The 22,086-nt window shown below is 60.4% G+C and carries 29 protein-coding genes; 22 read left to right on the top strand and 7 right to left on the bottom strand.

The window, feature by feature from the left end; translation table 11 throughout:
- Window positions 1–58: 58 nt before the first annotated feature.
- From P2W41_RS15145 to P2W41_RS15125, 5 genes are read left to right on the top strand one after another with little or no spacing between them, the layout of a single operon-like run.
- Entirely contained in the window at window positions 59–844 is a 786-nt protein-coding gene (locus P2W41_RS15145; RefSeq protein ID WP_404933603.1) for an FCD domain-containing protein, read from the top strand.
- 50 nt (window positions 845–894) lie between these two features.
- The gene (locus P2W41_RS15140; RefSeq protein ID WP_404934993.1) at window positions 895–1,668 is read left to right on the top strand and encodes a (Fe-S)-binding protein; all 774 of its coding nucleotides are present in this window, start codon (window positions 895–897) and stop codon (window positions 1,666–1,668) included.
- Window positions 1,668–3,107 carry a LutB/LldF family L-lactate oxidation iron-sulfur protein gene (locus tag P2W41_RS15135; protein WP_292899289.1) on the top strand — a complete coding sequence of 480 codons (1,440 nt, stop codon included), beginning with the start codon at window positions 1,668–1,670 and terminating at the stop codon, window positions 3,105–3,107. Before P2W41_RS15140 ends, P2W41_RS15135 begins: the two co-directional genes overlap by 1 nt.
- Entirely contained in the window at window positions 3,104–3,778 is a 675-nt protein-coding gene (locus P2W41_RS15130) for a lactate utilization protein (protein WP_292899291.1), read from the top strand. The genes P2W41_RS15135 and P2W41_RS15130 overlap by 4 nt, the downstream gene beginning before the upstream one ends.
- Before the next feature lie 3 nt (window positions 3,779–3,781).
- Window positions 3,782–4,522, top strand: coding sequence for a metallophosphoesterase family protein (locus P2W41_RS15125; protein WP_404933602.1), 741 nt, complete (start codon window positions 3,782–3,784; stop codon window positions 4,520–4,522).
- 33 nt (window positions 4,523–4,555) lie between these two features.
- Here the strand turns inward: P2W41_RS15125 and P2W41_RS15120 are convergent, their stop codons facing one another.
- Window positions 4,556–4,696 carry a hypothetical protein gene (locus tag P2W41_RS15120; RefSeq protein ID WP_292899295.1) on the bottom strand — a complete coding sequence of 47 codons (141 nt, stop codon included), beginning with the start codon at window positions 4,694–4,696 and terminating at the stop codon, window positions 4,556–4,558.
- A gap of 145 nt (window positions 4,697–4,841) precedes the next feature.
- Here P2W41_RS15120 and P2W41_RS15115 point away from each other — a divergent pair, with 145 nt between their 5' ends.
- The 13 genes from P2W41_RS15115 (at window position 4,842) to yihA (ending at window position 15,152) form a co-directional block, all read left to right on the top strand.
- Entirely contained in the window at window positions 4,842–5,486 is a 645-nt protein-coding gene (locus P2W41_RS15115) for a hypothetical protein (RefSeq protein ID WP_404934992.1), read from the top strand.
- A gap of 31 nt (window positions 5,487–5,517) precedes the next feature.
- Window positions 5,518–6,255 carry a 16S rRNA (uracil(1498)-N(3))-methyltransferase gene (locus P2W41_RS15110; RefSeq protein WP_404933601.1) on the top strand — a complete coding sequence of 246 codons (738 nt, stop codon included), beginning with the start codon at window positions 5,518–5,520 and terminating at the stop codon, window positions 6,253–6,255.
- A 203-nt stretch (window positions 6,256–6,458) separates the two neighbouring features.
- Window positions 6,459–7,832 (top strand): glutamate--cysteine ligase, encoded by a 1,374-nt coding sequence (locus tag P2W41_RS15105; protein ID WP_404933600.1) that lies wholly within the window; start codon window positions 6,459–6,461, stop codon window positions 7,830–7,832.
- Between the two features lie 103 nt (window positions 7,833–7,935).
- Window positions 7,936–8,841 (top strand): DUF937 domain-containing protein, encoded by a 906-nt coding sequence (locus P2W41_RS15100; protein ID WP_404933599.1) that lies wholly within the window; start codon window positions 7,936–7,938, stop codon window positions 8,839–8,841.
- A gap of 104 nt (window positions 8,842–8,945) precedes the next feature.
- A complete protein-coding gene (locus tag P2W41_RS15095; protein WP_292899303.1) occupies window positions 8,946–9,572 on the top strand; it encodes an FMN-binding negative transcriptional regulator in 627 nt (208 codons plus the stop codon).
- Between the two features lie 216 nt (window positions 9,573–9,788).
- Window positions 9,789–9,923, top strand: a complete 135-nt coding sequence (rpmH, locus tag P2W41_RS15090; RefSeq protein ID WP_007009688.1) for a 50S ribosomal protein L34 — start codon at window positions 9,789–9,791, stop codon at window positions 9,921–9,923.
- A 23-nt stretch (window positions 9,924–9,946) separates the two neighbouring features.
- Entirely contained in the window at window positions 9,947–10,327 is a 381-nt protein-coding gene (gene rnpA, locus P2W41_RS15085; RefSeq protein ID WP_292899306.1) for a ribonuclease P protein component, read from the top strand.
- Entirely contained in the window at window positions 10,320–12,137 is a 1,818-nt protein-coding gene (yidC, locus tag P2W41_RS15080; RefSeq protein ID WP_404933598.1) for a membrane protein insertase YidC, read from the top strand. The genes rnpA and yidC overlap by 8 nt, the downstream gene beginning before the upstream one ends.
- Before the next feature lie 170 nt (window positions 12,138–12,307).
- Window positions 12,308–12,796, top strand: coding sequence for a DUF1772 domain-containing protein (locus P2W41_RS15075; protein WP_404933597.1), 489 nt, complete (start codon window positions 12,308–12,310; stop codon window positions 12,794–12,796).
- 150 nt (window positions 12,797–12,946) lie between these two features.
- Window positions 12,947–13,600 carry a CatB-related O-acetyltransferase gene (locus P2W41_RS15070; RefSeq protein ID WP_404934991.1) on the top strand — a complete coding sequence of 218 codons (654 nt, stop codon included), beginning with the start codon at window positions 12,947–12,949 and terminating at the stop codon, window positions 13,598–13,600.
- A gap of 108 nt (window positions 13,601–13,708) precedes the next feature.
- Window positions 13,709–14,086 carry a hypothetical protein gene (locus tag P2W41_RS15065; protein ID WP_292899311.1) on the top strand — a complete coding sequence of 126 codons (378 nt, stop codon included), beginning with the start codon at window positions 13,709–13,711 and terminating at the stop codon, window positions 14,084–14,086.
- The gene (locus P2W41_RS15060; protein ID WP_292899312.1) at window positions 14,073–14,381 is read left to right on the top strand and encodes a hypothetical protein; all 309 of its coding nucleotides are present in this window, start codon (window positions 14,073–14,075) and stop codon (window positions 14,379–14,381) included. Before P2W41_RS15065 ends, P2W41_RS15060 begins: the two co-directional genes overlap by 14 nt.
- Window positions 14,382–14,474: 93 nt before the next feature.
- Window positions 14,475–15,152: a ribosome biogenesis GTP-binding protein YihA/YsxC gene (yihA, locus tag P2W41_RS15055; RefSeq protein WP_292899314.1), complete on the top strand. Its 678-nt coding sequence runs from the start codon at window positions 14,475–14,477 to the stop codon at window positions 15,150–15,152.
- 11 nt (window positions 15,153–15,163) lie between these two features.
- Here the strand turns inward: yihA and msrB are convergent, their stop codons facing one another.
- The 4 genes from msrB to P2W41_RS15035 all read right to left on the bottom strand — a co-directional run bounded on the left by msrB (window position 15,164) and on the right by P2W41_RS15035 (window position 17,782).
- Complete coding sequence (gene msrB / locus P2W41_RS15050; RefSeq protein ID WP_292899316.1) at window positions 15,164–15,673, bottom strand: peptide-methionine (R)-S-oxide reductase MsrB; 510 nt, start codon at window positions 15,671–15,673, stop codon at window positions 15,164–15,166.
- Window positions 15,674–15,842: 169 nt separating this feature from the next.
- On the bottom strand, window positions 15,843–16,397 hold the full coding sequence (locus tag P2W41_RS15045; RefSeq protein WP_292899318.1) for a fasciclin domain-containing protein: 555 nt from the start codon (window positions 16,395–16,397) through the stop codon (window positions 15,843–15,845).
- A gap of 126 nt (window positions 16,398–16,523) precedes the next feature.
- Window positions 16,524–17,246 carry an anti-sigma factor domain-containing protein gene (locus tag P2W41_RS15040; protein WP_292900047.1) on the bottom strand — a complete coding sequence of 241 codons (723 nt, stop codon included), beginning with the start codon at window positions 17,244–17,246 and terminating at the stop codon, window positions 16,524–16,526.
- On the bottom strand, window positions 17,243–17,782 hold the full coding sequence (locus P2W41_RS15035) for a sigma-70 family RNA polymerase sigma factor (protein ID WP_404933596.1): 540 nt from the start codon (window positions 17,780–17,782) through the stop codon (window positions 17,243–17,245). The genes P2W41_RS15040 and P2W41_RS15035 overlap by 4 nt, the downstream gene beginning before the upstream one ends.
- A gap of 190 nt (window positions 17,783–17,972) precedes the next feature.
- On the opposite strand from P2W41_RS15035, the gene argB reads away from it, so the two are divergent.
- From argB to P2W41_RS15020, 3 genes are all read left to right on the top strand, one after another.
- On the top strand, window positions 17,973–18,866 hold the full coding sequence (argB, locus tag P2W41_RS15030) for an acetylglutamate kinase (RefSeq protein ID WP_292899322.1): 894 nt from the start codon (window positions 17,973–17,975) through the stop codon (window positions 18,864–18,866).
- Between the two features lie 203 nt (window positions 18,867–19,069).
- Complete coding sequence (locus P2W41_RS15025) at window positions 19,070–19,465, top strand: MerR family transcriptional regulator (protein WP_292899324.1); 396 nt, start codon at window positions 19,070–19,072, stop codon at window positions 19,463–19,465.
- Complete coding sequence (locus tag P2W41_RS15020; protein ID WP_292899326.1) at window positions 19,455–19,895, top strand: carboxymuconolactone decarboxylase family protein; 441 nt, start codon at window positions 19,455–19,457, stop codon at window positions 19,893–19,895. The genes P2W41_RS15025 and P2W41_RS15020 overlap by 11 nt, the downstream gene beginning before the upstream one ends.
- A 2-nt stretch (window positions 19,896–19,897) precedes the next feature.
- On the opposite strand, the gene P2W41_RS15015 is transcribed toward P2W41_RS15020, so the two are convergent.
- Both P2W41_RS15015 and P2W41_RS15010 read right to left on the bottom strand, forming a co-directional pair.
- Window positions 19,898–20,800, bottom strand: a complete 903-nt coding sequence (locus P2W41_RS15015; RefSeq protein ID WP_404933595.1) for an EamA family transporter — start codon at window positions 20,798–20,800, stop codon at window positions 19,898–19,900.
- Between the two features lie 72 nt (window positions 20,801–20,872).
- Window positions 20,873–21,271: a hypothetical protein gene (locus P2W41_RS15010; RefSeq protein WP_404933594.1), complete on the bottom strand. Its 399-nt coding sequence runs from the start codon at window positions 21,269–21,271 to the stop codon at window positions 20,873–20,875.
- A gap of 109 nt (window positions 21,272–21,380) precedes the next feature.
- Between P2W41_RS15010 and P2W41_RS15005 the strand changes: the two genes are divergently transcribed.
- Window positions 21,381–22,082 carry a pyrimidine 5'-nucleotidase gene (locus P2W41_RS15005; RefSeq protein WP_404933593.1) on the top strand — a complete coding sequence of 234 codons (702 nt, stop codon included), beginning with the start codon at window positions 21,381–21,383 and terminating at the stop codon, window positions 22,080–22,082.
- Window positions 22,083–22,086: the final 4 nt, after the last annotated feature.

The following is a 22,086-nucleotide window of genomic DNA, read 5'->3' as shown; positions in this document are numbered from 1 at the left end:
GCAAACTCGCGCTAGTCTAAGGCTACAGATGCAGGAATGACGGGAACGGCAAAGGCCGGTGGAAGCAGTCTTCTCCAGAATTGAGCATGCCCGCACGGCGGACGGCGTTGTCCGGCAGATCGAGACGCTGATCCTCGAAGGCGTTCTGCGCGATGGTGACCGCTTGCCCGGTGAGCGTGATCTCGCCCGCCAGCTGGATATCTCCCGCCCCATCCTGCGAGAGGCTCTGAAAACGCTGGAGGAGCGCGGCCTGATCACCACCCGCCACGGCGGCGGAACCTATGTGGCCGACATTATCGGTCAGGTGTTCACCAAGCCCGTGCGTGAACTGATCGCCACGCACCGCAAGGCCACCGCCGATTATCTGGAATATCGCCGCGAGATGGAGGCCGTCGCCGCCGAGTTCGCGGCCAGGCGCGCAACGCCGGAAGATCTCGTTCTGCTCAACGGTATCATGTCGCGGATGGACGAGGCCCACGCTGCGGAGGATTTCGAGGCGGAAGCGGCCTGCGACGTGGAGTTTCACAATGCGGTTGGCGAATGCGCGCACAATATCGTGCTGCTGCACACGCTGCGTGCCTGTTACCGGCTTCTGGCCGATGGCGTCTTTCTCAACCGGGCCCGCATCTATGAACTGCCCGATGCGCGTGACACGCTCCTTGCCCAGCACCGCGCGATCCATGCGGCAATCGCCGCCGGCGATCCGGAAGCCGCGCGGAGTGCTGCGATCGCGCATATCGATTTCGTCGAAAAGGCCACCTTTCACGCCGAACGCACGGATGACTGGCAGCGCATCTCGCGTCTCCGGCTTCATCAGCGCGGCGGGGAGACCATGCAGCAATGAGCGAGCGAACCGGCTCTGCCGAGAATTTCAAGCCAGCGAAAGAAGAACCGTTGAAAGAAGAAAGCACCTCACCCAAGCGAGTCGGCCTTTTCGTCACCTGCCTGGTGGACCTGTTCCGGCCGAGCGTTGGTTTTGCCGCCGTCAAGCTGCTGGAGGAGGCGGGCTGCACCGTCGAGGTGCCCATGGCGCAGACCTGCTGCGGCCAGCCAGCCTTTAATTCCGGCGACCGGGAAGATGCTGCAGCCATAGCGCGCCAGACCATGGAGGCTTTCGAGGAGTTCGACTATGTCGTTGCGCCATCGGGCTCATGCGCGGGCATGCTCAAGAAGCATTACCCGTCGCTTCTGAAGGGAACACCCTTCGAAGCGCGCGCCGAGGCTTTTTCCGGTCGTGTGCACGAGTTGGTGAGCTTTCTGGTGGATGTGCTGGGCGTGACAGGGGTGCCGGCCCGCCATGAGGGCAGTGTCACCTATCACGATTCCTGCTCCGGCCTGCGCGAGCTTGGCATTGAAAAGCAGCCGCGAAAGCTCCTGTCATCGGTGGAGGGGCTGGAACTCAGGGAAATGCAGAATTCCGATGTCTGCTGCGGCTTCGGGGGCACGTTCTGCGTGAAATATCCCGACATTTCCAACAAGATCGTCGAGGAAAAGACGGCGAGCATCGAAAAAGCAGGGGCGGCTACGCTGCTCGCGGGTGATCTCGGCTGCCTCATGAACATGGCTGGCAAGCTGCATCGGCAGGGCAGTAGTGTCGAAGTTCGCCATGTGGCCGAGGTTCTTGCCGGCATGACCGACAAGCCGGCTATCGGCGGGGGAGGGCGCTGATGGAAATCCAGTCTCCACAGTTCAGGGAAAAAGCGCGCAAGGCGATTGCCGATGAGCAATTGCAGCGCGCCATGGGTAAAGCGAAGATCGGTTTCGTCGGCAAGCGAAAGAAAGCGGTCGACGCACTGCCGGAGTTCGAGGATCTTCGCTCTTCGGCCCGTGCGATCAAGGATCACACGCTCGAACATCTCGATCTCTATCTGGAAGCCTATGAGCGCAAGGTGATTGCCTCGGGTGGCCAGGTGCACTGGGCCGAAACGGCCGAGGATGCCCGACAGGCGGTTCTCGGTATCTGCCGCGCGGCGGGCGCACGTACCGTCACCAAGGGCAAGTCGATGATCACCGAGGAGATCGCGCTCAACGATTTCCTTGAGAAGGAAGGTGTCCGTCCGGTCGAAACCGATCTCGGCGAGTACATCATCCAGCTGCGCGGCGAGCATCCAAGCCACATCATCGGCCCGGCCCTGCATTTGAACAAGGAACAGGTGGAGGAGGATTTTCGCCGCGTTCATACCGAGCTCCCGGCCGGGCGTGATCTCTCGCAGCCCGAATCCCTTCTCGGTGAAGCACGGCACATCCTGCGCCCGCAATATTTTCAGGCCGATGTGGGCATCACCGGCGCGAATTTCCTTGTCGCCGAAACGGGCACCTCAATCATCGTCACCAATGAGGGCAATGGCGATCTCACGCAGACCCTGCCGCGCGTCCATATCGTCGTTGCGTCCATCGAAAAGGTCGTACCGACGCTGGAGGATGCGAGCCAGATCCTGCGTGTGCTGGCCCGTTCGGCAACCGGTCAGGACATGAGCGTCTACACCACGCTCTCCACCGGTCCACGCCGCCCGGGTGATCCCGACGGTCCGGACGAATATCACGTCATCCTGCTCGACAATGGCCGCTCTTCCATGCTCGGCACGGAGTTTCATGAGATGCTGCGCTGCATCCGCTGCGGCGCGTGCATGAACCATTGTCCCGTCTATCATGCTGTCGGCGGTCATGCCTATGGCTGGGTCTATCCGGGACCGATGGGCTCGGTGCTCACGCCTTCGCTGGTCGGCGTCGACAAGGCGGGGCACCTGCCCAACGCCTCCACCTTCTGCGGGCGCTGCGAATCCGTCTGTCCCATGCAGATCCCGCTGCCGCGCATGATGCGGCACTGGCGCGAGCGTGAGTTCGAGCGCGGGCTCAATCCGGCGACGCAGCGTTTCGGTCTCGGTTTCTGGGCCTTCTTCGCCCGCCGGCCAGGGCTCTATCGTCTTGCCACGTCAATGGCGATCCCGGCGCTTTCCGGCCTTGCAGGGCGGGAGCGGTGGTTCCGGTCGCTGCCCTTTGCTGGCGGCTGGACGCGCCACCGCGATCTTCCAGCGCCTGAGAGCCGCACCTTCATGCAGCAGTGGCGTGATCGCGAGGCCCTGAAACAGAGAGGGAAGATGGCATGAGCGGTCGCGAGGCAATCCTGGGAAAGCTGCGGGCGGCAGCGTCCGTTTCCACCGACGACGGTGCACGGCGCGAAGCCGTTGAAAAGCGCCTTGCAAAGACGCCGCGCGGGCTCATTCCGGCCCGCGGACAGGTGGAAGGTAAGGAGCGCATTGCTCTTTTCTGTCGCATGGCGGAGGCCGTTACGGCCACGGTGGAGCGGGTTAAAACCGCCGATGATGTACCGAAATCTGTGACCCATTATCTACGCTCCAAGAACCTGGCCCCCTCCGTTCGCATGGGGGACGACAGGCGTCTGAAGCGCATGGACTGGGCAAGTCAGAAGTCGCTTGAGGTAAAACGCGGACGGGCCGAACCTGAAGATGAAGTCGGTGTGAGCCACGCATTCGCCGCCGTTGCTGAAACGGGAACGGTCGCCCTGCCATCGGGCAAGGACAATCCGACCACCGTCAACTTCGTGCCCGACCACCATATCATCGTCATTGACGCGAAGGACATTGCCGGTGATCTTGAAACGGTGATTTCCCGCCTCAGGCGCAAATATGGCAGAGGTGACATGCCTAGATTGCTGAACCTCATCACGGGGCCATCGCGCTCCGGCGACATCGAGCAGACCATGCTGCTCGGTGCGCATGGACCGCGGGCGCTGCATCTTATCGTTGTCGACGGGTGAGGAATGTCCGCGGGGGTCTCATATGATGAGGCTTCGACGCCCGATGGCCTGCGCCTCTATGCCGTCGGAGACATTCACGGCCGGCACGATTTGCTGGCCGCGATGCATGCACGGATCATGGAGGAAATTCTTCATGACCGCCCTGCGGACTGGCGCATCGTCTATCTCGGAGACTATGTCGACCGCGGGGCCAATTCACGCGGCGTGATCGAATACCTCGCCGGACAGCGCGAGCGCGACCCACGTGTTATTGCGCTCGCCGGCAATCACGATCTGGGTTTTCTCGATTTCCTGTCGAACCCGGATCCGTTTGGACTGTTTGCCTGCAATGGCGGCTTCGAAACGGCGCTTTCCTATGGTGTCGAGATCGATCTCACCTCGCGTCAGGGGATGATGCCGGGACATGCTGCCCTCGTTCGCGCCGTGCCGCAGCGACACAGGGCATTTCTGGCCACTCTGCCTTATTCAGTCTCGTTCGGCGATTTCTTCTTCTGCCACGCGGGCATTCGTCCCGGCTTAACCCTCGAAGCCCAGTCGGCGGACGATCTCATCTGGATCAGACACGAGTTCCATGCATTTGGGGGGCTTCATCCCAAATTGATCGTGCATGGTCACACGCCCGTGGACGCGCCGGAACTCCTTAAGAACCGCATAAACCTTGACACTGGCGCATGGCACAGTGGCCGGTTGACGGCACTCAGGATGGAGGGTCGGGAAAAGAAGTTGATCGAGGTCGCCTGTTGATAGCGGGTGACCTGATGGCACGAAAGCCTGTAGCTACTCGATGGCGGCAGAAATGCCGTAACCGTCCACGGGGTGGTGATCACCGGAAGCGCCGGCCGAAAGAAGCCTTGCACCGATCAGCGTGAAGGCTGAGACAGTGATGAGAAACACGACAGTTGCACGCCCGATTGTCATTCGACCAAAAGTCCCTTGAAGGTCAGCAAGCGCGGCTCCCCGTGCCGCGCAGGCTGCAATAAACACAAACAGCTTAAGATTGAAACAATTTATGTGCCAATACCCACATTGTTTATGACGAACACCGGAAAACGTGGGAATGACCATGTCTCTGCAAAACCGCGTATCTCCATTCGGTCAGGTTGTTGCAACTCAGGCGCGCGGCCTTTTCACCGGCAATCGCGGTGTGATCCATGATCCCGATACGAAAACGCTCCTGCGCCGCCGCTGGACGACCAGGGCCTGGATTGTCTGCGTCTGCGAATTCCGGGGCCGCCGACGTGAGGTCATGGGGCGGAACAGCCCGACAGGCACGGCGGGATGGACAGAGCTCTTCTTTTTAGATGAGGTGACCGCCCTTGCGGCGGGCCACCGCCCCTGCTTCTTCTGCCGGCGCGAGGCGGCAACGGATTTCTTGACCTGCGTGCGCGAAGTGAAGAAAGATCAGGCGTTGAAGGCCCCCGATCTCGACTCAACTCTCCATGGGCAGAGGCTCGCCGTTACGGGCAGAACACAACCCATCGCTGCAGAGGCGCTGCCGGACCTGCCCGACGGTTCCGTGATCGCATTCGGAGAGCGGGCTTGTGCACTTCGCGGTGGGGCGCTGTATGAGTGGAGTTTTGCGGGCTACGGAAGTACCCTTTCACCGGAAAAGATCCCGCCGGTTGTTCAGCTGCTGACGCCGGCCTTGACCGTCTCCGCGCTGCGCCAGGGCTATTCACCGGTCTGGCACGCAAGCATAGGCTCTTGACGCGTCGACATTGATCCACCATCAGACCGGCATGCGTGCGAACTATAAACTGCAGCGGCTGTTCATCGATGCCGCCCTCTCTGCCGGTGCCGAGGTGGAAACCAGCCGGGAACAGGCTCACTACCTGACCAATGTCCTGCGCATGCGCGAAGGCGGCGAAGTGCTCGTTTTCAACGGGCGCGACGGCGAGTGGCATGCCGAAGTGGCCGAGGCCAAACGCAAGGCGGTGCGTCTGCGCATGACCACTCAGGCGCGGCCCCAGACGCCTCATCCCGACCTTCTCTACTGCTTTGCTCCCCTGAAGAAGGGGCGGCTCGACTATCTTGTGCAGAAGGCTGTTGAAATGGGGGCCGGGCGTCTGCAACCCGTCATCACCCAGCACACGCAGGTGGCAAAACCCGGCACCCAGCGCCTCGAAGCCAATGTCATGGAAGCAGCCGAACAGTGCGGCATATTGGCCGTGCCGGAGGTACTCGAACCGCTAAAGCTTGATCGTCTTCTGGCCGATTGGGAACCCGATCGTCGTCTGATCTTCTGCGATGAGGATGCCGCAACCAACAATCCGATGCCGGCGCTTGCGACGGTGCGGGAAAAGAAGCTTGCGCTTCTCGTTGGTCCGGAGGGCGGGTTTTCCGAAGCCGAGCGTGCGCAGCTGCGCGCTTTGCCCTTCGTGACACCCATTCCGCTTGGGCCCCGCATCCTGCGGGCCGATACGGCAGCGGTGGCGGCTCTTGCCGTCATCCAGGCGAGCGCTGGCGACTGGGGTTGAGGTTTTCACATCAAGTTTGGTTGACGCTACAATCAGCAATTCTTACTTGAAGCGAATTGTTTGCATGTCCATCAGTTCATGGTGGTTTGCTCTGGCATTTTGCAGTCACGTGGCATCAGGTGACGTTCGCACAAATGCGAATTCGAGAAGGTAGGGCGTCCCTCTGCGTTCAGGCGGACGCATGGCGCTCTAGGAGGACGTATATGGCCCGTGACACAACTGACAATCGTCCGATCGAACGGGTCGATGAACTTGTCGCCGATCTCGCCAAAGGCTGTAAGCCGAAGGATAAATGGCGCATCGGCACCGAGCACGAAAAATTCCCCTTCTATGTCGATGGCAACCGGCCCGTTCCCTATGAGGGCGAGCGCGGCATCAAGGCAGTCCTTCAGGGCATGCAGCGCGTTCTCGGGTGGGATGCCATCAATGATGATGGCAACATCATCGGTCTGGTCGAACCGACCGGGCAGGGCGCCATCTCGCTCGAACCGGGTGGGCAGTTCGAACTCTCCGGTGCGCCGCTCGAAACGCTTCACCAGACCTGCCGCGAGGGCAACGCCCATCTGGCGCAACTGCGCGAGATTGCCGAGCCGCTCGGCATCCGCTTCCTGGGCCTCGGGGGCAGTCCGAAATGGACGCTCGCCGAAACGCCGCAAATGCCGAAATCGCGCTACCGGATCATGACCGCCTACATGCCGAAGGTCGGCACGCAGGGGCTCGACATGATGTACCGCACCTGCACGATCCAGGTGAACCTCGACTTCGAGACCGAAGCGGACATGCGCCGCAAGATGCAGGTTGCGCAGCGCCTGCAGCCGCTTTCCACCGCGCTCTTTGCAAATTCCCCCTTCACCGGCGGGCGGCTGAACGGTTACCAGTCCTGGCGCGGCGACATCTGGCGCGACACGGACAATCAACGCTCGGGCCTTCTGCCTTTTGCATTTTCCGAGCGCTTCGGCTTCGCCGATTATGTGGAATGGGCGCTGGATGTGCCGATGTATTTCATCATCCGCGACGGTCGGTATCACGACTGCACCCACATCACCTTCCGCCAGTTCATGGAAGGCGCGCTCAAGGGTGAGGTAACTGACGGCCTGCCAACCATCGGCGACTGGTCCAATCATCTCTCGACGCTCTTCCCTGATGTGCGTCTCAAGCGATTTCTTGAGATGCGCGGCGCCGATGGCGGCCCGTGGCGGCGCATCTGCGCGCTGCCGGCCTTCTGGGTGGGGCTGCTCTATGATCAGGCAGCACTCGACGCCGCTCACGACCTCACGGCCGACTGGTCGTTCGAGGAGGTGGATGCCATGCGCAACGCAGTGCCGAAAGAGGGGCTGGCCACGCGCTTCCGCAATCATGAGCTGCGTGACATTGCCCGCGAGGTTCTGGCCATTTCGCGCAAGGGGCTTTCCGCCCGCAAGCGTCTCAATCCGGAAGGCTATGACGAGGCAAGCTTCCTGAGTCCGCTGGACGAGATCGTCGCGCGCGGAACCACCAGCGCGGAAGAACTCGCCAATGCCTTCAACACCCGCTGGGACAGATCGATCGAGCCGGTATTCCTCGAACAGGCCTATTAGGCATCCGCTCAAGGCAGCGAAGACAAAGCGGATTTGTCGGGTTATCTTTCTGAAACATTGGTCCGATAATTGCTCGGCGACGATTGAATGAAGGAGAAAACCCATGCTTCCGCTCTTCGAGATGCTCAACAATGCCGGTCAGGGGCATGGCGTGGATCAGCTCGCCAGGCAGTTTGGCATTTCGCAGGCACAGGCGCAGGAAGCCATGGAGGCGCTCCTGCCGGCTTTCAGTCAGGGGCTGAAGCGCAACGCGGCCGATCCCTACGGTGCCGGTAATTTTCTTGGTGCGCTCGCCTCGGGTCAGCACGCAAAATATTTCGAGGATGCCGCCAACGCTTTCTCGCCGCAAGGTGTGGCCGAGGGCAACGGCATTCTGGGCCACTTGTTCGGCTCCAAGGATGTGAGCCGCGCCGTCGCAAGCCACGCCGCACAGGCAACCGGGCTCGGCCAGGACATGCTGAAGCAGATGCTTCCCGTGCTCGCTTCCATGCTCATGGGCGGCCTGTTCAAACAGTCCACCGGTCAGATACAGGGCGCGCAGCCGCGTCAGGCGCAGGCCGGCGGTGGTGGCATGCTTGGCGACCTCATGGAGCAGATGATGCGCCAGATGGGCCAACAGCAGCCCGGCGCTCAGCCGCGTGGGCGCGCGCCATCGGGCATGAGCCCGTCCGACAACCCACTCGGCCAGATACTGGAAGGCATGTTTGGTGGTGGTGGTGGTGGTTCCACCGGGCGCGGCGCTCCCTCTGGCGGTCAGGGCAACAACCCTCTGGGGGAAATCTTCGACCAGTTCCTGCGCGGCGGGCAGGGTGCCGGGCAACCTGAACCGCAGAGCCGCCGCGCACCGCAGCCCGAGCCGGAAGCCAATCCGGGTGGCCGCCCCCGCAATCCCTATGACGACCTGTTCGGCCAGATGTTCGAGACCGGCCGCAAGACGCGTGACGACTATGAGCGCGGCGTGGAAAACATCTTCGAGCAGTTCCGGCAGGGGATGGAACGCCGCCGGTAGGCCTTGCGCCACAGCCGTTTTCCTGTTGTGCAAGGCAGGTCTCCGCCTTTTCCGTTGCCTTCGTGCGCGCTAGCATCAGGCCTTCTTCAGGGAGATGAACCCGGATGTATTGCCCACCCGCCTTTCGAGAGGAAGAGCTGCCCGCACTTCATGAACTGATGCGGGCGGCGCGGCTTGCCAATGTGGTGACCTCTGGTGCGAATGGACTTCATGCAAGCCCTCTGCCGCTGTTTCTTGATGAGACCGAAGGCCCTTATGGCACGCTCTATGGCCATCTCGCCCGCGCCAACGAGCAATGGAAGGACACGCCGATTGGCGAGGCGCTCGCCATCTTTATGGGTCCCGACGCGTATGTGACCCCATCCTGGTATGCCTCCAAGAAAGAGCATGGGAAGGTCGTCCCCACCTGGAATTATACCGTGGTTCAGGCGCGGGGACCGATTGAATTCTTCGATGACGAGGCCCGGCTTCGTGGGGTGGTTGAGCGCCTGACGACCCTTCACGAAACGGGTCGCGCGGAAATCTGGTCTGTCTCGGATGCGCCTGAAAAGTTCATCATGGGCCAGTTGCGCGGGATCGTCGGGCTACGTCTTCCCATCACGAACCTCGAAGGCAAGCGCAAGATGAGCCAGAATCGCAGCGCCGCTGACAGGGCGGGTGTCGCTGCCGGGCTGGCGGCGAGCGCCCATCCGGCGGAAAGAGCAGTGGCTGCGGAGATTCCACAGGATTGACGACGGTTTCCCGGGCAGGGTGAGACCCCTTGCCGCGATGGCCGCGCATTCGCGCCGTTTTGATTGACTCTGCGCATCCATGCTCCTATAAGCCCGGCCACGCTTGGGCCTTGTGTCCGGCGGCGCGTATCCGTGCCTTCGGTCCAGCCCGTAAAGCAAAGCTCCTGTTCATTGAAACAGAATTAAGAAGGGCCGCACTCCGCGGTATTAAAACAAATGAAGCGTACATATCAGCCTTCCAAGATCGTCCGTAAACGCCGGCACGGTTTCCGTGCGCGCATGGCCACCAAGGGCGGCCGTCGCGTGATCGCAGCCCGCCGCAATCGCGGCCGCAAGCGGCTGTCCGCATAAGGTCTGGAGGCGAGGCCGGAAAGATGACGGACCGGCCAGCCGTCCCACCCCCGGCGCGCCTTAAGAAGCGCGCCGAGTTTCTGGCCGTCCGTCGCGGTGAAAAGCGACGCGGGCGGCTTTTTCTGCTGGAAGTGCTCGACCGCGGCGACAAGGACCCGCCACGGCTTGGCATTACGGTGACCAGGAAGGTCGGCAACGCAGTCGTTCGAAACCGCGTGCGCCGGCGGCTCAAGGAAGCCTGCCGCCTCCATGCGGTGCACGACATGGCCGCCGGCAAGGATTATGTGATCGTGGCGCGGCGTTCTGTGCTTGACGCGCCGTTCGCCTCCCTGAAAGACGAGCTTTCCCGTCGCATCGGAGAACCCGATGCCGGGCGTGGAAAGGGCAAGGACATCGATGGATAACAATCGCAATTTTCTCATCACGATCGCGCTGTCCGTGTTGATCCTGACGCTCTGGCAGGTGTTCTACATGAACCCCCGGATCGAAGAACAGCGCCAGGCGGCCCAGATCGAAGAACGGCAGGCGGCAGAAACGGCCCCGGCCGCAACGTCTTCGAGCGGTGAGAACAGCGATATACCGGCGCCTTCAAGCGGTGAGGGTGCCGTGCCTGGCTCGGCCAACCCATCGGCTGCGCCGCTTGACCGCGCCGCGGCCGTTGCCGGTAGCGCGCGTGTGAAGATCGAAACGCCGCGCATTTCCGGTTCCATCAATCTGACGGGCGCGCGTCTCGATGACCTTCTCCTCAAGGACTACCGGGTGACCGTCGAGAAGGATTCACCCAACATTCAGCTTCTGAACCCCTCGACCGGTCCTGACGGCTACTATGTCGAGACGGGTTATGTGGGTGGTGAGGCGGCCGGCACCTTGCCCGGTCCTTCGACCGAGTGGACGCTTGCCGAAGGCGACACCCTCACCCCTTCGAGCCCTGTCACGTTGTCCTTCACCAATGAGAAGGGCCTGACCTTCAAGCGCGCCTTCTCGGTGGACGAGAACTACATGTTCACGGTTTCCGACACGGTGGAAAACGCTTCTGGCGCTGCCGTCGCACTGCGCAATTATGGCCGCACCACCCGCATCGGAACGCCAAAAACCTCCGGCATCTACATCCTGCATGAAGGCCTGATCGGCGTGACCGGCGAGGAAGGCCTGCAGGAAATCGACTATTCGGATGTCGAAGAGGAAAAGCGCATTACGCCGGCGAAATCCTCTGACGGCTGGCTGGGCATCACCGACAAATACTGGGCGGTGACCATGGTCCCGCAGAATGGCCGCGAATTCCAGCCGCGCTACACCTATTCGGGCGATGGCAAGCCGCGCTACCAGGCCGACTATCTGACTGACGAGATCACGGTTGCCGATGGCGCTTCCGCCACCAGCGAATTGATGGTCTTTGCCGGTGCCAAGGAGGTCAATGTCGTTGACGCCTACGAAGACGACCGCGGCATTCGCCAGTTCGAGCTTCTGATCGACTGGGGCTGGTTCTACTTCATCACCAAGCCGATGTTCTATCTCATCGACTGGCTGTTCAAGCTGCTCGGCAATTTCGGCGTCGCCATCCTTGCCACCACGGTTGTCGTAAAACTCATTTTCTTCCCGCTCGCCAACAAGTCCTACAAGTCCATGGCGAACATGAAGAAGGTTCAGCCGGCCATGATGGAAATCCGCGAGAAATACGCGGATGACAAGATGAAGCAGCAGCAGGCGATGATGGAGCTCTACAAGAAGGAGAAGATCAATCCGATCGCAGGTTGCTGGCCAATCCTGATCCAGATCCCGGTTTTCTTCGCGCTCTACAAGGTTCTCTACGTCACCATCGAGATGCGTCACGCGCCGTTCTTCGGCTGGATCCAGGATCTGTCGGCCCCCGATCCGACCTCGGTCTTCAACCTGTTCGGCCTGCTGCCTTATGACGTGCCGGCCTTCCTGCTGATCGGTGTCTGGCCGCTGATCATGGGCATCACCATGTTCCTGCAGATGCGCATGAACCCGACGCCGCCCGATCCCACACAGGCGATGATCTTCAACTGGATGCCGGTGATCTTCACCTTCATGCTGGCCACATTCCCGGCCGGTCTGGTGATCTACTGGGCCTGGAACAACTTCCTCTCGATCGTTCAGCAGGGTGTGATCATGAAGCGCCAGGGCGCCAAGATCGAGCTTTGGGACAATCTGGCAGGTTTGTTCAAGAAAAAGCCGAAGCCGGCTGAATAGTTTGAATTGAAGGAAAGGGCCTGCGAAAGCGGGCCTTTTTCGCATGCGCGCCCATTTTTAAAAGTGCATTCTCACGTCGCCGCCCTGGCAGAAAATGTCTGGAACCATGCGCCTGCCTCTGACGCGATGCAGGGGAATTGGGTACTCTCGCATCAAACGGAGAGATTGCCATGACTGACAGACTTGTTTTCGCATTTGTATTTCTCGCCACGCTCGGCGCCGGTGTCATGGCAGGGTTTTTCTTCACATTCTCAAACACGGTGATGCAGGCCCTTGGGCGGATTCAGGTTCCGGCAGGCATTCAGGCGATGCAGGCCATCAATATCACCGTGCTCAATCCATTCTTCTTCGCAGCGTTCTTCGGCACGGCGTTGCTGGGGATCCTGCTTTGCGTTCTCTACCTGCTCGGGCTGGTGCCTTCCGGCGGCATCTGGTTGCTTGCTGGCGGAATTGCTTACGTGATGGGTACCTTTCTTGTGACCGTCATCTTCAACGTGCCCATGAACGAGGCCTTGGCAAAAATTGATCCGGCCTCAACGCAAGGGGCGGAGCTGTGGCGTGATTATCTCTCCCGGTGGGTGATGTGGAACCATGTGCGCGCGCTGACCTCTCTGGCCGCGCTTGCAAGCTATGCGATGGCGCTGGTTCAGCGCTTGTGATTGCCGTCCCCACGCATTTCCGCTAAAGACGCTTCTGCACCAGGGGAAATGCATCGATGATCAATTAAGGGGACCGAAGAGCACACCGCCGGGACTTGAGGTCCGGCCCTTTGCCGTTTGACGGAGGCGGTGGGTAATTCCCCTGTTTTGATCAAGGAGGTCCCCATGCACGGACCTGATCCTGCAACGCCATATCCGATGGCGGGCTTTCCCCGAACCGTTTTTCTCAAGAACTTCATCACCCGGCCGAACATCGAAGTCGGAGATTTTTCCTATTACGACGATCCCCTGGCGGCCGAGCGTTTCGAGGACCGGAATGTCCTCTATCATTTCGACTTTCTCGGTGACCGGCTGGTAATCGGCAAATTCGTCGCGATCGCCCACGGCGCCACATTCGTGATGAACGGAGCCAACCATCTGATGACCGGTTTCTCCACCTTCCCGTTCAATATCTTCGGCAATGGCTGGGAGGAGGGTTTTGATGGCCAGCTCTATCTGGAGCATAGCCGGGGCGACACCATCGTCGGCAACGATGTGTGGATCGGGCGGCAGGCGCAGATCATGCCAGGCGTCACTATTGGAGATGGAGCGGTGATCGGGGCTCACGCCGTCGTTGCCTCCGATATTCCGCCTTACGCCATCGCCGTGGGCAATCCGGCGCGCGTTCTGCGCCTGCGCTTCGCGCCCGAGACGGTCGCAGCCCTCGTCAGGATCGGCTGGTGGAACTGGCCGATGGACAAGATAAGCCGCAACCTTTCTGCCATACGCGGCGCTGATCTGGATGCCCTTGAAAATGCTGTCTGACAGGATGGCCCGGCGGCATCATTAAACTTGACATTTTTGGTATAGTATTGTCTGTGTCTCCGGCCGTCCCGTTCATCATGGGCGGCTGGAGGCCGAGAGGTAATTGTCATGATGCATCTGAGCCCGATTGAGGAATTTGCGTCTCATCATGCCTGTGAGGCTGAGGAACTTGAGCGGTACCGTGGCAAATTCCTGCGCGTGGAGCGGCTGCGGTCCAAGGTTCAGGCGACAAAACGGGCAGCCGCCGAGAGCCTTTCGCGGGCGAATGAGGCGCCGGAGCCGCATGACGGCAGCAACATGATCTTCGTTGCTCTCTTCGACACCCATTGTCGGGACCGCGAAGCGCTCTTTGAGGCGATGAGGGAGCTCGACGAGGCGTGCGGTGAATTGCACGTGATGACGGGCGGCATGAAAGCGGTTGAGGGATGCATGCGCGGTCCTTCTGCACACTTACAAGGACTGACTGGCACCGATGAGCGAGTTTGAACGCCGCCGCCGACAGGCGGAAACACATCTGAAGCTCCAGATGATGAAGGAAATGAGCGAGGTCATGCGCCGGACCGGCCTGCCGCCGATGGCTGTGATGCGCGAAGCCGCGCGCGCCGTTGGACACATCTATCGTGAAACGGCGGAAGCGCATTGCGAACCGTCCTGCTGTCCCTGTGGATGGTGCCCGCAGGAAGCCATGGACCTCGAACGCCTCGGCGAGGCTTTGCGCGAAGCCAGCCGCAGTTCCCGCTCAACGCATCTCAGTGTAATGCAGGTTCTCGGCAGGGCCTGAGTGGTCTTTGGAATACGGTTTCATCATCAGCGCAGTTGACAAATGCTCCGTCAGTCTTGATGCCGTCATTTGAACGGTAATGGAGATGATGGCGTGAACGCTTCACACGATGGCGCAGCCGCCGGCAAGGCGCAGATTGATCGCGGGATCTTCCTGCGTCCGTGGGTTTTTCTGCGCGGTGCGCCGGCCATGAAATTTCTGCCCCCCGAAGGTCCGCCCGAGGTGGCTTTCGCCGGTCGCTCGAATGTGGGCAAATCATCGCTCATCAATGCGTTGATCGTTCAGCGTGGTTTGGCCCGCACATCCAACACGCCCGGCCGCACCCAGGAGCTCAACTTCTTCGTTCCCGATGGATACACAGGTGCCGATGGCGATCTTCCGCCCATGGCGATCATCGACATGCCGGGCTACGGCTTCGCCAAAGCGCCCAAGGCGCAGGTCGACGCCTGGACAGAAATGGTTTTTGACTATCTCAGGGGCCGTGTCACGCTGAAGCGTGTCTTCCTGCTGATTGATGCGCGCCATGGCATCAAGAAGAATGACGAGGAGGTCATGGACCTGCTCGACAAGGCGGCGGTTTCCTACCAGGTGGTGCTGACAAAGATCGACAAGATCAAGCCGCCTGCGGTGGAAAAGCTGCTTGCCGCGACGGAAGTGCAACTGAAGAAGCGTGCGGCCGCTTTTCCGGAGATTGTCGCAACCTCATCGGAAAAAGGTCAAGGCGTGGATGAGTTGCGTGATGCCATCGCCCGCGCCGTAACTGATGGCTGAATGCCAAATCCCTAGCTTGGCATTGTGGCGCCCGGTTTGAACGTCAAGGCGATGCCGTTGATACAGTGGCGCTTGCCGGTCGGCGGAGGGCCATCTTCGAAGATGTGTCCCTGGTGGCCGCCGCAGCGCCGGCAATGGCATTCTGTCCGGGTCATGAAGAGTGAGTTGTCCGGCTTGGTGCCGATGGCATCCGGCAGCGCTTCCCAGAAGCTCGGCCATCCGGTGCCTGAATCATATTTCGCCTCGGATGAGTAGAGCGGCAGGTCGCAGCCGGCGCAGTGAAAGAGTCCGGCGCGCTTTTCATTGTTGAGCGGGCTGGTGAAGGCACGTTCCGTCGCCTCCTGCCGCAGCACGGCAAATTGCTGGTCGCTAAGGATCGAGCGCCATTCTTCTTCACTCTTTGTGATCTCGAAGGTTTCAGCCATGGCGCTGCCGCCGGGCCGGTCGCGTAGCACAATCGCTCCGCCGGTCAGTGCTGCCAGCGCGCCAGCCGTGCCATAAAGAAAGTTGCGGCGTTTCATTGAATAGCTCCTTCGCACTGTTGGCTCGCATCGCCTTGCGCGGACGGTAAGTCCGCTGGGCGATCACCTCAAAGTCAAGTCCGTGTGAGGTACAAGGGGCGGCACTGCGCCACCCCTTGCGGTTCCGAAAGCCCCCGGTCGGAACCTGTCTGGTTTTTGCTTTCGCAGCTCAGCTCTTTGGCAGAAGCACCGTGTCGATCACGTGGATGACCCCGTTCGACTGATCGACATCGGCAATGGTCACGGTTGCGACATTGCCGTTCTCGTCGGTCAGCGTGATCTTGTCGCCGTCCATTTTGGCTTCCAGCATGCAGCCGCCGACTGTCTTGACCGGGTGGTTGCCGCCGTCATCGGAGATCATCTTGCCAATGGCGCTGGACATGGCTTCGGTTGCAACCACGTGGCAGGTCAGAACCGTGGTAAGCGTTTCCTTGTTCTCAGGCTTCAAAAGCGTGTCGACCGTGCCATCGGGCAGTTTCTCGAATGCGGCATTGGTGGGAGCGAACACGGTGAAAGGCCCTTCACCAGAAAGCGTTTCGACCAGGCCGGCAGCCTTCACGGCAGCCACCAGTGTGGTGTGATCCTTTGAATTGACCGCGTTTTCAACGATCGTCTTGTCTGCATACATCGCCGCGCCGCCAACCATCGGGTTTTCGGCAAGAGCCGTGCCCGTGAAAGCGAGAGCAATCGAACCAGCGAGAATGGAAGCAGTGAACTTGTGCATGTTAGAACTCCTCGGGTCATTTGTGGGGCTGCCATTCTGGCTGGCCCGTTTTGGGAACATGAGGAGACACGGAGAGGCACTCCGGGAAGTTTCAAAAAAATCCGATTATTTTTCGGAGAGCCGAAATCAGATGTCGCGCAAATCGCCAAGTGCGACCACTGGCCCGGTGGGCGTGCCGTCCGGCGAACCGCCCAGCGGTTCCGTGGTGATGGCAAATACGGCGCCTGCATCGATGGCGGCGCCAAGCGCTTCGCTCAGCGCCACATGAACGCTCGACCCGACCGGAATGACCCCGAGAGAGACCGGGGGGTTGTCACCCTCGATGGCCCAGAGCTCGAAATCTCGACCATCGGGTCGCGCGCCGGAAACATGCGAGAGCGCAACGTCACGCTTGGTGCTGTCATAGACCGCGAGATAACGCACATCGGTGTCGTCATGTGCAAGCGAGGCGACGAAACGCTGCTCCTGAAGCGGCTGATTGCCGAATGGCAGGTTCGTGTAAGTGAGGCCGACATAAGCGGCGAGAGCCACAAGCGCGACCATGGCAGCGCCGCGCCAGAAGGCAAGGCTCGACCACAGGTCGGGTCTTTCCGCAGCGGTCCCCGCGCCGAAAAGCCGCGTGTCGATGATGGATTTCGCGTTTGCCGGAGGTTCCACCTTCTCATAGGCGTCCGCCATCGGCGCAAGCCGCGTCTCCCAGTCTTCCACCAGCCGCGCAAAACCGGCTTCCGTCTCGATGCGGCGCGCGGCCGCCGCACGCTCTTCGGCTGCAAGCACACCGAGCACATATTCGGCAGCGACAAGATCGTCGTCGCGCCTTTCCGGTCCGTGTTCGTCTGCCACCGTCATCGTTCCAGGCATTCCCTGAGCTTCAAGAGGCTGCGCCGCAGCCAGGTTCGCATCGTGTTGAGCGGCACATCGAAATGGGCCGCAAGTTCGGCGTAGCTGTCACCGTTGAGATAGGCTCCGCGCACCGCCATTGCGCGGTCGGTTTCCAGTTCGCCGAGGCAGGCATCGATCCGCCGGCGCTCGCTGCCGGCTTGAGCCAGGCTTTCCGGGCTCGGCTTCGGGTCGGCGATGGCCTGCGCCTCATCCAGTTCCGCGGCAGGCGCCTTGCGCGCCCTCAGCCTGTCGATCGCGTGATTGCGCGCCACCGCAACCAGCCAGGTTATGGGGCTGAGATCCGTCGCGGCAAACCGGTCCGCCTTGGTCCATATCTTTACATAGACGTCCTGCAGCGCCTCCTCGGCCTCCGCCCTGTCCTTCAAGACACGCAGGCAGACACCGAAGAGTTTCGCACTCGTGTGGCGATAAAGAAGATCAAACGCCGCACGCTCCTTGAGCGCGGTACGGAAAATCAGCTTCGTTATCTCGTCCGGGGTCATTATGGGAGACTAAGCGCAAACGGGAGGTCAGAAAAGGCGTAGAAGGATGAGAGTTAGAGCGCTGCGACGCAAAGGCAAGCCTGCCCGCAATCGGCAAAAGCAGCTTTTTGTCCGCTGACCAGCAAGATCGTTTCACTTGCAGCGAAAAATGCTTTAAGAAACCGCCGTTTTGACTTTGGGGAACAACGCGATGACGGACATGACGGAAACTGCTGAAGCCCAGGCCCGCTTTCTTTCGGCGGCACTGCCTTACATGCAGCGTTATGAAAACAAGACCATCGTCGTGAAATATGGCGGCCACGCCATGGGCGATGCGGCGCTCGGCCAGGCGTTCGCCCGCGACATCGCGCTCCTGAAGCAGTCCGGCGTCAGCCCCATCGTCGTTCATGGCGGCGGCCCGCAGATCGCGGCCATGCTCAAGAAGATGGGCATCGAATCGAAATTCGAGGGCGGCCTGCGCGTCACCGACGAAAAAACCGTCGAGATCGTCGAGATGGTTTTGGCCGGCTCCATCAACAAGGAAATCGTGGCGCTCATCAATGCCGAGGGTGAATGGGCCATTGGCCTGTGCGGCAAGGATGGCAACATGGTCTTTGCCGATAAGGCGCACAAGACCGTGGTCGATCCCGATTCCAATATCGAGCGCGTGCTCGATCTCGGTTTCGTCGGCGAGCCGGTGGAGGTCGACCGCACGCTGCTCGATCTCCTCGCTCATTCGGAGATGATCCCCGTCATCGCCCCGGTGGCGCCCGGCCGTGACGGCCACACCTACAACATCAATGCAGACACCTTTGCCGGCGCCATCGCTGGTGCCGTTCGGGCCACGCGCCTCCTTTTCCTCACCGATGTGCCGGGCGTGCTCGACAGGGACAAGAAGCTGATCGACGAGCTGACGGTCGCCGAAGCCCGCGCCCTCATCAAGGATGGCACGATATCCGGTGGCATGATCCCCAAGGTCGAGACCTGCATTCAGGCCATCGAGCGCGGTGTGGAAGGTGTTGTCATTCTGAACGGCAAAACTCCGCATGCTGTGCTTCTTGAGCTTTTCACCGAGCATGGCGCAGGAACGCTGATCGTCCCGTAAGGGTGAGTTTTCGATAAAAGCGAAAACACGCTTGACCTGGAGTTCGCTCCAGAAAGTAGATGCATATGTGCACACAATGGAGATGCACATATGCAAAAGCATACCATCATCGAACGTTTCCTTGAGGCGCTTAAGGCAAGCGACGTCGAGAGAGCCTGCGCCTTTATGGCTAAGGGTGCGGTGCAGCCCGGGCAGGAGGTCGCATGAAGATTGGCGAAGTCGCAAGACGCACCGGTCTGAGCATCGACACGCTGCGCTATTATGAGAAGCTTGGTCTCATCGATCCGCCCTGGCGGCAGGGTGGTCAGCGTGCCTATGACGAAAACATCATCGCATGGCTGAAATTCATCAAATTGTTGAAAGCCACCGGCATGCCGCTTGCCGATGTGGAGACCTATGCGCGTCTACGTCGTGAGGGCGAGCGTAGCTCTGCTCAGCGCCGCGAGATGCTGGAACATCAGCGCATGGTGGTGTTGGCGAAGATCGATGAACTTAAGGCATGTGTCGAACTGCTCGACTACAAGATCATCAACTATGCCGAAATCGAAGCGCGCCACCGCGCCGAGGACGGCCTCAAGGAACAGACTTATGACCACTGAGAACACGATTGGGAGTGAGGCAGCGCTGTCCGCCTTCGAACAGGGGCGCAAGATTGCGGCACAGCTTAATCCCGAGCTCGAAACGATTTTGGCCCAGCGCTATGATGATGCTCTGCCGGGGTTTGCGGAAACGCTCATCGAAAGCGCCTATGGCCGCTTCTATGCTCGCGAGGGTCTCGACTTGAAAACACGCCAGCTTGCCACTGTAGCGGCGTTGACTGCGCTTGGCGGGCAGACGGCCCCGCAACTCAGGATCAACATCGAACATGCGCTTGCGGCGGGTGCTGCCGAACGCGAGATACTGGAAGTCATTCTGCAGATGGCAGCGTATGGCGGCTGGCCGGCGGCTATCAACGGTCTCAATGCAGCACTTGGACTCTTTGCAGAACGAGCAGGTTCGTCACAGGCATCCGCTTGGGATGGGCAGTAGTCCTATAAAAGCACAAGCAGAACAATCCCCGCGACGATCAGCAGGCAGCCTGCCACTTCCGTGCGGTTGATGTGCTCGCGGAAGAAGAAAACGGAGGAGGCGAAGGTGAAGATCATTTCGATCTGCGCCAGCGCCTTCACCACCGCAGCCTGTTGTAGCGTCATGGCGCTGAACCAGCCGAGCGAAGCCGCCGCGCCAACGAAACCGACAAACAGTGACGGTTTCCATGCCTCTGCAATTCGGCCGACTTCGGCGCGGTCGCGCCACAGCATCCAGATGAGCATGATCGCGGTTTGAAACGTGATGGTCACGGCCAGCGTCGTGGTCGCCTGCATCAGGTAATTGGGCCCGCCCAGCGAAAGCGACGCTCCGCGATAGGCGACGGCCGTTATGCCGAACAGTGTGCCCGAGGCCAATCCGATCAGTGCTGTGCGGCTGATGAGCGAGCGGAACAGGTTGCCCCAACTCATCGGCACACGCGCCACTGAGATAAGCATCACGCCAACCACGGTGACGGCGATGGCGACCAGCGCTCCAAAGCCGGCCACCTCACCAAGAAGCACGAGGCCGAAGATGGCGGCTTGGGCCGGCTCGGTGCGTGAATAAGCGGTCCCTACCGCAAAATTGCGGAAGGAGAAGAGATAAATGAGGAGAAATTGCGCGGAGATCTGACCCAGCCCGCCGAGCAGCGTCCAGGCAAGAAACGTCCCGTGAAGTTCCGGGAATTCATAACCGGCAGCAAAGTGTAGCGCGAGCCACAGGACCAGCACGAACGGCATGCCGAATCCGAAGCGAACGAACGTCGCTCCGGTTGTGCCCATGACGCCCTTGAGGTGTTTCTGCCCGACCGATCGCAGGTTTTGCAGGAAGGCTGCGCCAATGGTGATGGGAATCCACAATTCCATGCAGCGTCTTTTGCAATCCAGGCGTCAAACGCGCAAGAGCGCAGTTCGGTCAAAGTGGTATACCAGTTCGGGCTACCGGAATGGAAGTGGCCGTTCGGCATCCGCCGGGTAATGAAGGCAGGGGTCGAGGCTTACATGATCGGTATCGATCTGGTTCAGCGTCCCGCTCAGCACCACGCGATCGCCCGCTCTGTAATCATTGATCTCATAGGTTGTGCACACCACTTCAGGGTCCGGCGCGGCGCAGGTCAGCATGTAGCCCAGCGTGCCGTCGTGCTCCACGGCGCGTAGTTCGCCCACGACGTCGATGGTGACCCACTCATCGCTTTGGGCGTCGAGGGCTGCGAGCCTGTCGCGCAATTGTGCGCACGTCGCTTCGAAGCTCGGTTCAGGCTGGGCGAGAACCGCTGTGGTGAAAGCAAACACCGGAAGAGGAAGGCACAGATGGTGCAATCGGTACATGGTTGTCATCTTCGAGTTGCGATGGCGGCACGTTTCTTTTGCATCGTGGCTTTTGTTTGAAGCGGAAAAGCCTGCTGGACGATTGCGATGAACCGGTCGGCTCTGGCATAACGGAAGCATGACAAACCGACCCGCTCCCAATCGTTTCGCCCATGTCACCGACTGGGTGTTTGATCTCGACAACACGCTTTATCCGCATCATAGCAATCTGTTTTCGCAGATCGATGTGAAGATGACGGCTTACGTGTCCGAACTTCTCCAGATGGAGACAGACAAAGCACGGACGCTCCAGAAAGACCTCTACCGGGAGCACGGTACGACGCTCAATGGTCTGATGAAGCGTTACGACATCGACCCCGACGAGTTCCTCGAGAAGGTGCATGACATCGACTATTCGTGGCTCGACCCCGATCCGAGGCTTGGCGCTGCCATTCGCGCTTTGCCGGGCCGCAAGTTCATCTTCACCAATGGTGATCGCGGCCACGCGGAACGTGCGGCGCGGCAGCTCGGCGTTCTCGACCATTTTGACGACATTTTCGACATCGTTGCCGCCGGGCTTCTCCCGAAACCGGCTGCCGCCACCTATGACAAGTTCGTCGCCTTGCATCGGGTGGCGGGCGAAAACGCTGTCATGTTCGAGGATCTGGCGCGCAATCTGGCCGTGCCGAAGAGGCTGGGCATGACCACGGTTCTGGTCGTGCCCAACAATTTCGAGCCGACTTTTACCGAGATATGGGAGCAGGACCCCAACGAGGAAGACGATGTCGACTTCGTCACCGATAACCTCGCGGAGTTTCTCGAAACGGCGATGAAGGCCTGACGCC

Source organism: Nitratireductor sp. L15S-10, assembly GCF_045011005.1.
Taxonomy (GTDB): domain Bacteria; phylum Pseudomonadota; class Alphaproteobacteria; order Rhizobiales; family Rhizobiaceae; genus Nitratireductor.
The sequence above is the reverse complement of the archived record's forward strand: the minus strand, read 5'-3'. Positions and strand labels throughout refer to the sequence as shown.